The following is a 13,013-nucleotide window of genomic DNA, read 5'->3' as shown; positions in this document are numbered from 1 at the left end:
TGCGCAACGAGTGGACCGCGCCGGGATCCGACGCGGTTCCGGCGTTGAATGGAGCCCTCCTCCTCTTCGGCGAGCCGCGTGCGCTCCATGCCCGACGAACAGTCCGCTCCTTCTCGATTCAAGACCCGGCGCCAGGCTCACGGCGACCGCGAGATGCCCCACAGCCTGGAGGCGGAGCAGGCCGTGCTGGGAGCGTTGCTCATCGACGAGACCGCCATCGATCTCGTTTCGCCGATGATCGGCGCGGACGACTTCCATCTCCTCGCGCACCAGCAGGTGTTTGCCACCTGCCTGGAGCTCTCCAAGGAAGCGCACACCCTCGATCCGGTGATCGTGAACCAGCGGCTCGAGGCGAAGGGACTGCTCGGGCGCACCGTTCCGCCCGACCTCGTCCCAAGTCTCTTCCGGGCGCTCGGCACTGCAGGCAACGTCACCCACTACGCCCGCGTGGTGCAGGACCTCTCGCGGCTCAGGAAGATGATGCTCACCGCCCAGCGGGTGGTGGAGAAGGGGTACTCCTCGGGGGCCGCGGTTCAACCGTTCCTGGAAGCGGCGCAGCAGGAGATCTTCGGCGCCGCCCAGGGCGCGAACCTCGACACGCTTAGCGAAATCAAGCACCCACTGGTCCGAGCGGTCGAGGAGCTCGACGCAGCGCAGCGGCGGGTGCTGGCCGGCGGGTCGACCATTACAGGCGTCCCGACTGGCCTCCCCACGCTCGACCGGAACACCCTCGGGCTCCAGCCTGGGGCCCTCGTCATCCTGGCGGCGCGGCCCTCGGTGGGAAAGACCGCGCTCGCGCTCACCATCGCCACCCATGCGGCGGTGCGCTGTGAGAAGCGGGTGGCCTTCTTCTCGCTCGAGATGCCGTCGGAGCAACTCGCGCTGCGCGTCCTCGCAGCCGAGGCGAAGCTCGATCTGCTCAAGGTGCGGCAGCAGATGCTCGGGAAGGACGACTGGGACAAGATCGGCCTGCACGCCGAGCGGATCGGGACCTCCCGCTTCTGGCTCGACGACAGCTTCCTCTTGAGCCCGGTCGAGCTCCGGGCCAAGTGCCGGAAGATCAAACGGGAGTCCGGGCTCGACCTCGTGGTCGTGGACTACCTCCAGCTCATGCACGCCCCGAGCGACCGCGCCACCCAGTCGCGCGAGCAGGAGATCGCCACCATCAGCCGCTCACTCAAAGGGCTCGCCAAGGAGCTCCAGGTGCCAGTGGTTGCCCTTTCTCAGCTCAACCGCGGAGTCGAGAAGCGCAAGGGAAAGAACGAGCAGCCGATGCTCTCCGATCTTCGCGAGTCGGGCGCCATCGAGCAGGACGCGGACATCGTGATGTTCCTGCACCGGCCGGGCGACGACGACAAGGAGGAGCGGCCGAGGGGCGACGTGGAGGAGCTCCAGCTCATCATCGCGAAGCAGCGCCAGGGGCCGCCCGGGACCATCGACCTTGTCTTCTTCCGGCCGCAGACCAAGTTCGTGGAGAATCAGCGCCAGAGCAAGGGAGGTCCATAGGGCAGGGCCTGCTCCCCGACGCCCCTCACGGCGCCTGGCAGGTGAGCGCGTGACCCCGCGGACCGCCGAGGACCACGACGGTCCCGCCGATCCTGTCCACCACCGGCTCCGGATGGTGGACGTGTCCGCAGACGAGCGCGGCCGGCTGGTGCCGGGCGACCCACTCAGCGAGCAGCGCGCTCCCTCGGTCGACGAAGCGGCGGTCCCGTGCGGCGAGCGTGCCCGCCGGCGGGAGGTGAGTCACGAGCACGAGCCGGTCCTTGGGCACGGCCTCGGCGCGGCGCAGGAGGGACAGCATGCGGTCCGCATCTGCCGGCTCCTCGCCCGTGCCGGGAGGCGAGCCCACCAGGCCGAATCCGGCGAACCACCACTGCCCCCGCTGAAGGAGTTGGTCGTGGAGGTCCGTCCAGCCGGCGGCCGCCAGCTCTGCGGGGTAACCTTCGCCGTCGTGGTTCCCCGGGACCGCAAGGATCTCGGTGCCGGCTCGAGAGAGGAGGGTGGTCAACCCCGGCTCGTGCGCGCCATCGACCGCGAGGTCGCCGGCGCAGAGGAGGAGGTCGAAGCCACCCACGAGCCCGGTTCGGGAGAGCGCCTGGGCGGCGCCGAGATCCCGGTGCAGGTCCGAGAAGCAGAGGAGTCGAAGCTTCATCTCAAGGGGTCTCGCGGAATGGTTCGCGGATGACATAGCGGATCGCCTGGCCGGCGCGCTTCTCCTGGACCGGTACGCCGGCGCGGGTCAGCGCGTCGAGATCGCGCTGGACCGTGTGCTTGGATACCCCAAGCCGCTCGGCGAGCGCGCGCACGAGCACCGGCTCCGGCGCGTGGGCCAGAATTCTCCAGAGGGCGATCCTGCGAGCGAATGCGTCCATGATCCGGGCGAGGCTTCGGCGACGACCACTCCGCCGACGCACCGCGAGGAGAGCCTAGGGGCAAGCCGTGACGTAATGGGTCACCGTTGTCCGAGGCCTGGATATGCTTGCGCCTATGAGGGGGAAGCCGATCGCCAGGGGCCGAAACGCCCAGCTCGAGCGGGTGCTCAACATCCTCCGCGACCTGTCCCGGCTCGACGGAGTGGAGCTCTATGAGCTCGCGGAGCGCTACGGCGCGACTGTGCGCACCATCCGCCGCGATCTCGGGGCGCTCGAGGCGGCGGGCCTGCCCCTCGCCCGTGAGCCGTCTCCCGACGGCAAGAGGATGCGCTGGCGCCTCGAGCCCGGTCGCGACCAACGCGGCGATCTCGCTGCCCTGCTCGACGCGAGCCACTACCTCGCGCTGCGCGTCGCAATGAACGACGCCGGCGCGCTCGCGCGCGAGACCGGGCTCTACGGAGCGCTCGAGGACCTGGCCGGGAAGATCGAGCGGGCCGTCGGACCGAGGGGCAGGGGACAGCTCGCCGCGATCGAGCGCTGCTTCATCTCCTGGGACAAGCACGCGTATCGGAGCGCCGGCAAGGAGCACCTCTGGCCGCTCGTGAAGGCCATCGAGGAGCGCCGGATCTGCCGGGTCCGGTACCACGCGGCGTCAGGGGGCGGCGAGGCGCGTAGCTATGAAGTGCTTCCCCTCCGGCTGTTCGTGCACGACCGGGCCGCGTACCTGCTCTGCCAGTTTCAGGGCCATCGGGAAGTCGGGACGCTGAACCTCCACCGGCTCGAGCACCTCGAGGTGACGGGGCGCGTGGGCAAGGTGCCGGCCGGCTTCGACCCGGCGAAGTGGGCCGAGCCGGCGTTCAGCATCTACCCGGGAGACGGGCCGACCACGTATGTGCTGCGCTTCGACCAGACCGTGGCTCCGTTCATCCGGGAACGAGTATGGCACCCCAGCCAGGAGCTGAGGGAGCTACGCGGCGGCGAAGTGGAACTGCGGTTCACCTGCGGCGAGTCGTACGAGGTGACGAGCTGGGTGGCCAACTGGCGGGAGGGGGTCGAAGTCCTGGCGCCGAAGAAGCTACGGCGAGAACTGGCGGCCCTCGGACGCGAGCTGGTTGCCCGGTACTCGGGAGGGGGCTGATTCGGCCGGCCCATACCTGTGAAGCCGCTGGTGGTATCCGCAGTGCTGGCGTATCTGCGCGAGCTCGCGAAAGCCGCGCCCGGATCGGCGTGGTCGTCGCGAGGGGGTTCACGCCCACCAAGCGGGGCCGCTGGCGCGCTGTATGCAGCGCCTCGTCGCGTGAAGGTCGAGCGAAAGCAAGACAAGTGATGGCGGAGGAAGCTCCCTGGATCGCTCGCTCCGTCCTGCGTCGGACGCACGCGTCGCTCGCGAGGAGGTCGGCGTTAGGACGCTGCTCGGGGAGCTCGTCCGCGGGCTCGATGCGAGGAGCCCAACCGACGCCGCGCTCGTCGCCCTCTGCCCGGGCGCGCGGGTGGCTGTCGCCACGTACTACGCGGGCGAAGGGCCTGCGCTCCGTGAGGTGCTCGGGTTCAACGACCTTCGGCTTCTCGACGCGTGGATCTCGAGCGAGGTCCGACGCTGGGCACGCCGGTGGCAGTCGCTCGATCCGGCGAGGGAGGAGTCGGCTCAATCGACCAGCGCCGCCATTGGGATGCTCGTCATTGAGCTAGAGGCGCGACAGGTGCCGGACGCGGTAAGTGACCTCCTCGCGCGGCTGATCGACCGAGCGTGTCCGACTCGACGGTAGTCTCTCAGTATGTCAGGACCGCCAAGGGATCTCGATTGGGGTGACGCCCGCGTCTACGATGAGAAGGGCGGCCCACTGTCTCCGGAGGCGCGGAAGGACAGGGGCTGGAGCCCCTGTCTCCGCCGGCGGGCAAGCGCTGGGTGGACGTGCTCGACGTCGAGCTCGACTACCTGGCCCTCGTGGATGCCTACCTCGCGCGGCATGAGTATAGCTACCTTCCGAATGCGGGAGCGTGGTGGGGCAAGCGCGTCGAGCTCTTGGAGAAACTGCTCAGCTTCTCCCTGAAGGATGCGGGAGCCTCGCTCCCAGACGGCGTCGCGTGGCAACTCCGGAGCGCTGCGCAGAGCGCCGTCGACAAGCACGCGCTTGTCGGGGCTCCGTTCGTTCTGCACATGGAGGGCCGACCGCACCCTCTGGTTGCCGACTTCGAGGGTCGCCACAGGCCAGTCTTCGAGAAGATTGACGAGGATCTAAGGCGAGCGTGCCGTGAGGTCGTGGCGGAGGTCGTGCGGACGCTTGCCCCCGCAATCGTCGGCTGCCATGCCCGCAAAACGGAGCTCTTCGACCTTGGGCTGGACTGGTGGAAGCCGGATGAGTTGCTGGAGGACTGGTAGTGAAGGTCCGCATCCACCGTGGCGCCGCCCAGGTCGGCGGTAGCTGCGTCGAACTCGAGTGCCACGGTTCTCGGATCCTCCTCGATCTCGGGATGCCTCTCGACGCAGAGGAGGGCGAAGTACCGCTCCCCGACGTTCCTGGGCTGCGGGGAGGTGATCCGAGCTTGCTCGGGGTAGTCATTTCGCACCTACATGGCGACCACTGCGGACTTGTCCCCTACACGAGTCCAGAAGTCCCGCTGGCGATGGGGCCTGTCGCGGCCGACATCCTGCGCCAGGCGGAGTTCTTCACCGGGCGCCCGTCTCTCCCGAAGCCGCGCTGGTCGCTGTTGGACCGGCAACCGTTCGACATCGGGCCGTTCCACATCACGCCCTACCAGGTCGAGCACAGTGCCTTTGATGCCTTCGCGCTGCTTGTGGAGGCGGATGGCCGACGCCTGTTCTACACGGGTGACTTCCGGGCCCACGGGAACGACAGGGAGCCGTTCGCGCGGCTCCTGCGCGATCCACCGAGGAGTGTCCACGCCCTGATGATGGAGGGGACGCAGATAGGCGATGGTCGAGAAGGGGAGGGGCCCGGCGAGGAACAGCTGCGCCAGAAGCTCGCAAGCCGCTTCCGAGAGTGGCCGGGCCTCGTCCTCGCGTCATGGTCGTCCCAGAACCTGGACCGGCTTCGAACCATGTACGAGGCTGCGCGGGAGGCAAGCCGCACGCTGGTGGTAGACCTCTACACGGCCACCCTCGCACGGGCTGCCGGGGCGCCGGGCATCCCGTTGCCTGGAACCGACGGGCTCGAGGTCTTCTGTCGCTTGAACGAGCTCGTTCACGTGAAGGAGGCGGCGGCGTTTCACCGCACGAACGGTGTCCGCCCTTGGCGCATCTTCCCGGAGGACCTGGCGCCACGAGCTCCAGGGCTCGTGCTCATGTTCCGGCCTTCGATGCTTCGGGAGCTCGACCGCGCCGGCGCGCTGGATGGCGCGCTGGCGATCTGGTCGATGTGGCGCGGCTACCTCGGGGAGTCATCGGAGCTGCGGATGAGGCAGGACCTAGATGCCCACGGGGTTCCGCTCGAGGTATTCCACGTCTCCGGGCACGCGTACGTCCGGGACTTGCAGCGGCTCGTCGAGGCGGTGGTCCCGGAGCGCGTGATTCCGATCCACACGGCGGAGCCAGCAAGGTACGCTTCGCTGTTCCCGCGCGTCGAGATGCGGCGGGATGGGGAGTGGTGGCACATTTGAAAGGGGGGAAACGTGAAGTATGACCGGCGGATCACCGAGCGGTTCGAGCGATTTATCCTTCAGAGTGAAGCGCTGCGCCGGTTCCTGGGCAGTCCCGGAGCCCTGGGGAGCGTCCCCACCCGACCGCCAGTGGTCCTCGACGCTCAGCTCCGCCTCGGTGACCTCGTAACTGTCTACGCCGGCGCGACGAAGGTCCTCGACATCCGCCAGACCTCTGCGGGGAAGCTTCGTGCGTCGGCCGCAGCGACCTATGTGAAGCAGGCCGGAGCCGGAGTCTTCGGAACCTTCTCCAACGACGATCTGCCCACACACCTTGACGCTTGGTATTCCTTCTTCGGCGCCGTCAATGTTGACGCGGCATGGGTGAAAGAAGGTACTTGGCAGGCGTGGCTTGCGCGACGCGGATTCCTGGGACTTCATGAGCCCTGGGCCGTCCTCGACCGGGAAGCGCAGCCGGAGGGGGTCGATAGGAAGATCCAGCAGTGGCTCGCCGCCAAGCGGGCGCCGTGGAAGGCTGCGATGGCTGAAGAGATGCCCCGCCAGCGCAACGCTGTTCAAGGCGTGGACCCCGGCGCTTCTCCCGACTTCCTTGCCGTCCTGCCGACGGGTGACTTAGGGATCATCGAAGTAAAGCACGGGTCAAACGGGGCGGGGATCTACTACGGCCCAGTTCAGGTCGGAGGCTACGTTGCCCTCTGGCAGGAGCTCCTGGCGCAGGACCGTGACACCGTCGGCAACCTGAACGCCATGATCGAGCAGAGGCAGCGAATCGGCCTTCTCTCCTCTCTGTTCCCGCGCGTGAGGACGAACCCGAAGTGCATCCCGCTACTCGTCGTCGGGGCGCCGAAGGCGGCGTCGCCGGTGTGGGGCGCCGCTGGCCTTCTCGACAAGGCCATTCGAGCAGCGAAGTCCGCCGGCGCGCCCTTACATGACCTTGAGGTGTGGGTCGCAACGGAGACGGACATGCGCCTCCGCAACGTGACTAAGACGCTTGCTCCCTGACGCTCACGGAGATTCGGTATGCTTGAGTTTATCGGGCATAGAGAACTGGCCTTCAGATCCGTCTAGTTTTCTGGGGGCGGGTCAAGACCACGACGAAAGCAACGGAGGGGGAGACAACATGAGCGGGCAGAGGTTGACGGATTACGAAGCGGAGCAGCTCGAGCGCATCGAGCAATGGGAGCGCGAAGAGCCAGGGGTCGTTTCTAAGGCGCTAGGTTTCGTGACCGCGCCACTCGCGTGGCTTGCCCAGAAGGCCATTCCTGAAGCAGCGATCCGCGGTGCGCTCGATTTCAGCAACTCGGCCGCCAAGTTCCTGGCCGACTCGGACGATCTTCTGCGCGACGCGCAGGTATCGAGTCTGGCTGAGCTGAAGCAGCTACCGCTGGAGCGCCTCGACGAGCTTGCGAACGAGGTCCACAATTGGGCCATTACTCTCGCCACGGGCGAGGGAGCGGGCACTGGCGCGACCGGCCTTCCCGGAATGGTTATCGATGTGCCGGTCGTGATCACTATCGCGCTGAGGACGATCCACAAGATCGGTCTCTGCTACGGCTACGAGTGCAAGGACGAGGGGGACGCGCAGTTTGTGTACGCGGTGCTCTCGGCCTCAGGCGCGAACTCCGTGAAGGAGAAGGTGGCGGCACTCGCGTTTCTTCGGGAGCTCCGCGTCATCTTGGTCCGCCAGACCTGGAAAGCGATGTCGGAGAAGGTCGCGGCGACTCAGGTCAGCAAGGAAGGCGCCCTGATCGCGCTTCGCAATCTCGCGAAGCAGCTCGGCGTGAACCTTACGAAGCGTAAGGCTCTCCAGGTCGTGCCCGCGGTCGGCGCGGTCGTGGGCGGGTCTGCAAACGGCTGGTGGCTGAAGGAGGTCGGTTGGGCGGCGCGGCGGTCATTTCAGAAGCGATGGCTCGAGGATCATGGGAAGCTCGCCGCTCGCGCGGCGTGAACAACGGGAGGATGCTCGATGGAACAGGTGCTCCGTGACAGAACCGGGCGAATGCTCGGGAAGGTAAAGCAGGTCGGGAACGGAAAGTTCGAGGGCCGCGACGCGAGCGGCAGGCTGCGCGGCACGTACGATCCGAAGGACGACAAGACCCGCGACCACACGGGCCGTATCGTCGGCTCGGGCAACCAACTCCCGACGCTGATCGTCTCCTAAGCGCATGCCCCTCACGCCCGAAGCGAGGGCGCTCCTCGCGCGAACGATCCGGGGCACCCCTGGCGGGTGGCGAAGGGAGCCAATGCGAGCAGCCCGGGCGGCCTAGGGGTGGTCCTCAATCGACGAGCCACATCCAGAGGCAGGCGACATGGACGGCGGCGAGGAAACTCTGGGCTTGATCAAGTCCAGTCGGGCGCACGGCGACGTAGCACGCGGCGTGCGAGCTCGAGGAGCGGCAGCGAGCGAAGCAGGGGGACGTGGTCGCCCCGGGGCTGGCGCGCGGCTGGCTTTGCGACCCTCGCTCACGTTCCCCACGCAGCCTCCCGCCCTCAGCGCTGACCAAGGCGCAGCATCCTGCCGGTCAGCTCGAAGGCGGCGAGGTCCGCACAATGCCGTACCGTGAGGGCCTCACCCGACGTAAACTCGACCCGGTGGCACCACGCGCCGTCCGCGGTCTGCCGGGCTGCGACGGCGAGGACCGCGGCGATCGCGCCCGTGCCGCAGGAGCGGGTCTCGCCCACACCGCGCTCGAACGTTCGCGCGGCGAGCCTGCCTGGCTCGACCTCTCGGACGAACGTCGCGTTCACCGCGAGCGCTCCCCGCGACCACAGCGAGCCCAGCGTCGCTGCAGCCGTAGTGGTGACAGCGAAGCGGTCGTCTTGCTGTCGCGCCGAGGACGTCGGTTGCTCCCGTTCCTCCCGGGCACCTAGGTACAGGGTGGCCCCGGTGCGTCGCGGCGCCAGCCCACTGGACCGAGTCGAGGTCGTTCGCCCGCGAGTGCGCGACCGCGAGGTGCCCGCGCGCCGCTGCCCCCCGGCCCTGGGGAGCGCACCTCGCCGTCCGCTGCACGGTAGGCATGAAACGCCGGCGGCGGGCGCGCTTCGTCTAGCGCGAGGGGACCGGCGACCCTAGGGCCGCGGCCCCCCCGGGCTTCAAGCGAACTGGGACTCCTGGGCGGTGCAGCTGCGAGCCCGTCGCCGGGTGTTCGCGAGCGGTGAGCCTTCATGTTCTGGCGTCCGCGCTTACAGAAGGTGCGAGTGTGCCGGTTTACGGTGGGTCGCTAGACTACGCTCGTTGGGGAGCAGCAATTTTGGACGGATCTGCTCCGATGGTGTATCCAGACGAGATGGCGGAGCTGGCGGAACAACTTCGCGCAGCTATCCACGGGAAATACGATGGACTTGGCGTGCGCTTTCGCCAGGTCGCGTACGAGTGGAAAGAACCACACATCAACGTCGCAGGGACCTTCTTCTATCCGGCTCTCGCGGCGGACGGAGCGTGGGCGTTGGAGGAGCTTGCAACGTTTCTCTACTACCATGCGATACCGTTCTGTGTGCCGCGCTCCGAGCGTGAGCGGCTGGAACAGCAGTATGACGCCACGCGCGATCATCGATATCTGGCCGAGTTGGTTGATCAAGCGCGCAATCTGTTCGTAAAGGCCAAGAAGAGTCGCAAGAGTACAGGCGAACCGGGCGAACTAATCCTGTTCGTCTTCCTCGAGGGGGTTGTCGGGGCACCCCAGATCGCGTGCAAGATGTACCTGAAGACCAGCACCTCGATGCATCTGCATGGCGCGGACAGCATTCACGCGACTGTCGGTTCTCGCGCTGCAACCCTTCGGATCCTCTGGGGTGAGTCAAAGCTGAAGAAGAACCTGAACGGTGCGCTGTCCAGCGTGTGCGACTCTCTTGCCAAGTTCGTCAAAGAAGAACAGGGACAGACGCAGCGCGGGCGCGAGATCGACATCATTCGAGCGCACCTGAACGTGACGGACGAAGCGCTCCGCAAAGCCTTGTTGCAGTACTTCGACCCATACGACGAATGCTCCAACCAGCGCGAAGAGACCTACGCTTGTCTGGTGTCGTACGATCATAAGCGCCTATTCGATGGTTTGGCGAAGGTCCCAGCAGATAAGCGTGATGCAGTGCTTGTCGCGCGATACAAAGAAGCAGCGGCCGAGGCGTGCAAGGCGTTCGCCGCGAAACTCAGTGCAGCGAAGCTAGATCATCTGTCAGTGCATCTCTTCTTGCTGCCGGTCCCGAGCGTGCTCGCTCTCCGGAAGGCGTTCCTGCGGCAGCTCGGGGTAATTCGGTGATCGAGGAGCTATGTCGGCAGGTATGGGGCCGCGCTCAGTTCCATGCGGAGTACCGCTCATTGGAGCGGGCCGCGATTGCCATCGAAGTGCGTGGCGCCGGCCAAGTGGCGGAAGGGCAACGCAACGGGGTTGATGAAGCAGCCCTGGGGCGTCTTCTTCAAAGCGCGGCGATTTTCGCCGCCTCGTCTGACATCGCGCTAAGAGAGTCCGCGTACCGAATTTGTATCGCTGCCTGGACCGTCCACTGTCGGAACGAAGCAGTATCGGGACCACTCCGAGATCTCGTTCACTTCGTCTTCGGACGGCTCGGAAACTTTCCCGCTGCTGACTTCCTTCTCAAAGGCGTGCCGGCCAAGGCGCGGGGAAAGAACATGCCGCTGCCTGCGTGGCTCGAGCTGGAGGGCCATGCACAAACCAACTCCGTTCAGGTCGCGGACGGTATGAAGCTGACATTGACGGATTTTCAGCGTGATCTGTGGCGGGTTCTTCGTGATGGCCAATCCGCTGCCGTCTCTGCCCCGACCTCCGCCGGGAAGTCATACGCGCTGGGTCGGTATCTCGTTACATCCCTGGCGCCGGGAAGTGGCAGATGGGGGGTCTATGTCGTTCCTACCCGGGCGCTAGTGAACGAGGTCTCTTCGGATCTGCTCGACACGGCCGCGGCGATACATGCTGCCGTTCTGCCCGTTGTCACCGTGCCTGTGGCGCCAGTGGAGCTAGGGATCGACGCAGGGATCTACGTTGTCACTCAGGAACGCCTTCAGATTTTGCTCGAAGCTGCGCCCAAGTTGCGCTTCGACTTGGCGGTCATCGACGAAGCTCACCTCATCTCGGAGCCATCTCGCGGAGTAATTCTTCAGACGGTGATCGAGGAGATGTTGGCGCGCGCACCGAATATGCAGCTCCTGTTCGGTTCTCCGCACACGAAGAATCCGGCCGTCTTCGGAAGAGTGTTCCAGCGAGCAGACGTAGTCGCGCTGGCACCGCCCGAGCGGCCTGTAGCGCAGCACCTGCTCTTCCTCGATACCGACGCGGTTCGCACTGATGAAGTTTCGGTTAGCACGGAGTTGCGTGGCGTCCGCGAGTCGTTGGGGATTAGAAAGCTGCCACTCCAATTGCTCGGGGAGGAACAGACGCTCGCTGCCATTACCTACTTCTTCGGGGGAGGGAACAAGAGCCTTGTGTACGCGAGCGGCAAGGCGGGGTGCGAGAAGCTCGCTGGCATGCTTCGGCAACTCACACAGACTTATGGAAAGCCTGCGACGTTGGAGCTTCAGAAGGCCCGAGATGAGTTTGCGGATTTCGTTCAAGCCCACGTTCATGCGCAGTATCCACTTGCTGACGCGGTCCGAGCCGGAGTCGGGTTCCACTATGGCAACATGCCAGCCATCATACGGCGAACGGTCGAAGACTACTTCGATGAGTCGAAGCTCGATGTCTTGGTGTGTACGAGCACGCTGCTTCACGGCGTGAATCTCCCCGCCAAGAATCTCTTCCTCTACAATCCCACGAAGGGAAGAGAGTGGGGATCCGCCGAAGATGAACCTGTTTCGGCGCTAGATTTTTGGAACCTAGCGGGCCGAGCCGGCCGGATGGGGCGAGAATTCGCCGGGCACGTCCATCTTATTGACTACGCAAGATGGAAGGGCAAACCCCTGAACGGAGACCGCGACGAGATCGTTACGCCCTCGTTCGAGAGCACGCTAAAGACGAAGACGGATCAGTTGCTGGAATTCATTCAAGACCGCGACCATCCATCAGGTAAGCACCAAGGCGCAGAAGGCGCATTCGTGAAGCTCGTCAACGCGGCCCGCCAAGGGGGGCTTGCCGCGGCGCTCGACCGTGTGTTCCCGGACTTGGAAGCGCAACCAGTGCGGAACCGAATCGCCAGTGCCGTGACGAAAGTTGCGGTAGCCATGACCGTCCCCGTCGAGATCACGCACAAGCACATCACGGTGTCTGTGTTCCGGCAGCAAGAGATGTTCGAGTACCTATTGGACGGCATCAGCACAAACGGCCCTGAGCGGTACATGCCTGTCCACCCACTGAGGCAGTGGGATGAGGCGCATCAGGGCCTGATCGCCATCATCAAGCGCATACATAATTATTTCGAGAAGAAACGGCGAGACGACAAGTCGCACACCTATTTCGCTCCTTTCGCTCTGCGGTGGATGCGGGGGACTCCGCTCCCGGAGATGATCGACGGCGCGATCAAGTTCCGAGAGAAGAAGGCAAAGCGCGGGTTTAATGTTCCAACAGTCATTCGGGACGTACTCGAAGACATCGAAAACGAGCTGCGCTTTCGGCTGGTGAAGTACACGGCCTGCTACACCGACCTTCTAGCCGCCGCATTCCAGCGGACGGGGCACGCCTCTCTTGTCGAGCGCATCCCGGCGCTCCCTCTGTTCTTGGAGCTCGGTGCAGCATCGAAGACGATGGTGAACCTTGTCGGCCTAGGCTTGTCGCGAACGACTGCGAGCGTTGTCGCCCAGCGCAGCGTCAACCAGGACATGACGCGGGTGGAAGCGAAGAAGTGGCTGGCTGCCGAACCTTGGGACCGAGTCGGTCTATCTCCCATCTTCGTACGAGAGATCGAGCGGGTGAAGGTGTCGGCGTAACGGGATCCGCGCCAGTGACCGGAACGCCTCGCTACAGAATGCGGGCGCTTCCAGCGCCACCGCGGTCAGAACCGCGCGCTCCGAGGCGCAACCTCGGCACGAACAGTGAGAGCGGCTCAGGAGCGGGGATCTGCGAGGGCAGTTGC

At 65.6% G+C, this 13,013-nt stretch carries 12 protein-coding genes; 9 read left to right on the top strand and 3 right to left on the bottom strand.

The annotated features are described in order from the left end of the window. Nucleotides 1-153: 153 nt before the first annotated feature. Nucleotides 154-1,506 carry a replicative DNA helicase gene (gene dnaB / locus AMPC_RS08780; protein ID WP_248345768.1) on the top strand — a complete coding sequence of 451 codons (1,353 nt, stop codon included), beginning with the start codon at nt 154-156 and terminating at the stop codon, nt 1,504-1,506. Between the two features lie 25 nt (nt 1,507-1,531). Here the strand turns inward: dnaB and AMPC_RS08775 are convergent, their stop codons facing one another. Together AMPC_RS08775 and AMPC_RS08770 are read right to left on the bottom strand one after the other, a co-directional pair. After that, nucleotides 1,532-2,155: a metallophosphoesterase family protein gene (locus tag AMPC_RS08775; protein WP_248345767.1), complete on the bottom strand. Its 624-nt coding sequence runs from the start codon at nt 2,153-2,155 to the stop codon at nt 1,532-1,534. Between the two features lies 1 nt (nt 2,156). Next, complete coding sequence (locus tag AMPC_RS08770; protein WP_248345766.1) at nt 2,157-2,375, bottom strand: HTH domain-containing protein; 219 nt, start codon at nt 2,373-2,375, stop codon at nt 2,157-2,159. A 163-nt stretch (nt 2,376-2,538) separates the two neighbouring features. On the opposite strand from AMPC_RS08770, the gene AMPC_RS08765 reads away from it, so the two are divergent. The 6 genes from AMPC_RS08765 (at nt 2,539) to AMPC_RS08740 (ending at nt 8,154) form a co-directional block, all read left to right on the top strand. After that, nucleotides 2,539-3,513 carry a helix-turn-helix transcriptional regulator gene (locus AMPC_RS08765; RefSeq protein ID WP_248345765.1) on the top strand — a complete coding sequence of 325 codons (975 nt, stop codon included), beginning with the start codon at nt 2,539-2,541 and terminating at the stop codon, nt 3,511-3,513. Nucleotides 3,514-4,281: 768 nt separating this feature from the next. Beyond that, the gene (locus AMPC_RS08760) at nt 4,282-4,755 is read left to right on the top strand and encodes a hypothetical protein (protein ID WP_248345764.1); all 474 of its coding nucleotides are present in this window, start codon (nt 4,282-4,284) and stop codon (nt 4,753-4,755) included. Further along, a complete protein-coding gene (locus tag AMPC_RS08755) occupies nt 4,755-5,993 on the top strand; it encodes an MBL fold metallo-hydrolase (RefSeq protein WP_248345763.1) in 1,239 nt (412 codons plus the stop codon). The genes AMPC_RS08760 and AMPC_RS08755 overlap by 1 nt, the downstream gene beginning before the upstream one ends. 12 nt (nt 5,994-6,005) lie before the next feature. Further along, nucleotides 6,006-6,995, top strand: coding sequence for a hypothetical protein (locus AMPC_RS08750; RefSeq protein WP_248345762.1), 990 nt, complete (start codon nt 6,006-6,008; stop codon nt 6,993-6,995). Between the two features lie 118 nt (nt 6,996-7,113). Further along, nucleotides 7,114-7,941, top strand: a complete 828-nt coding sequence (locus AMPC_RS08745) for an EcsC family protein (RefSeq protein WP_248345761.1) — start codon at nt 7,114-7,116, stop codon at nt 7,939-7,941. 18 nt (nt 7,942-7,959) lie between these two features. Next, nucleotides 7,960-8,154 (top strand): hypothetical protein, encoded by a 195-nt coding sequence (locus AMPC_RS08740; protein ID WP_248345760.1) that lies wholly within the window; start codon nt 7,960-7,962, stop codon nt 8,152-8,154. A gap of 329 nt (nt 8,155-8,483) precedes the next feature. Here AMPC_RS08740 and AMPC_RS08735 read toward each other — a convergent pair whose 3' ends face one another. Beyond that, on the bottom strand, nt 8,484-8,741 hold the full coding sequence (locus AMPC_RS08735; RefSeq protein WP_248345759.1) for a hypothetical protein: 258 nt from the start codon (nt 8,739-8,741) through the stop codon (nt 8,484-8,486). 539 nt (nt 8,742-9,280) lie between these two features. Here AMPC_RS08735 and AMPC_RS08730 point away from each other — a divergent pair. After that, nucleotides 9,281-10,249, top strand: a complete 969-nt coding sequence (locus AMPC_RS08730) for a HamA C-terminal domain-containing protein (protein ID WP_248345758.1) — start codon at nt 9,281-9,283, stop codon at nt 10,247-10,249. After that, the gene (locus AMPC_RS08725) at nt 10,246-12,867 is read left to right on the top strand and encodes a DEAD/DEAH box helicase (RefSeq protein WP_248345757.1); all 2,622 of its coding nucleotides are present in this window, start codon (nt 10,246-10,248) and stop codon (nt 12,865-12,867) included. The genes AMPC_RS08730 and AMPC_RS08725 overlap by 4 nt, the downstream gene beginning before the upstream one ends. Nucleotides 12,868-13,013 lie beyond the last annotated feature (146 nt).

It is taken from the genome of Anaeromyxobacter paludicola (assembly GCF_023169965.1).
Lineage (GTDB): Bacteria > Myxococcota > Myxococcia > Myxococcales > Anaeromyxobacteraceae > Anaeromyxobacter_B > Anaeromyxobacter_B paludicola.
This window is presented reverse-complemented; position numbering and strand designations above follow the sequence as displayed.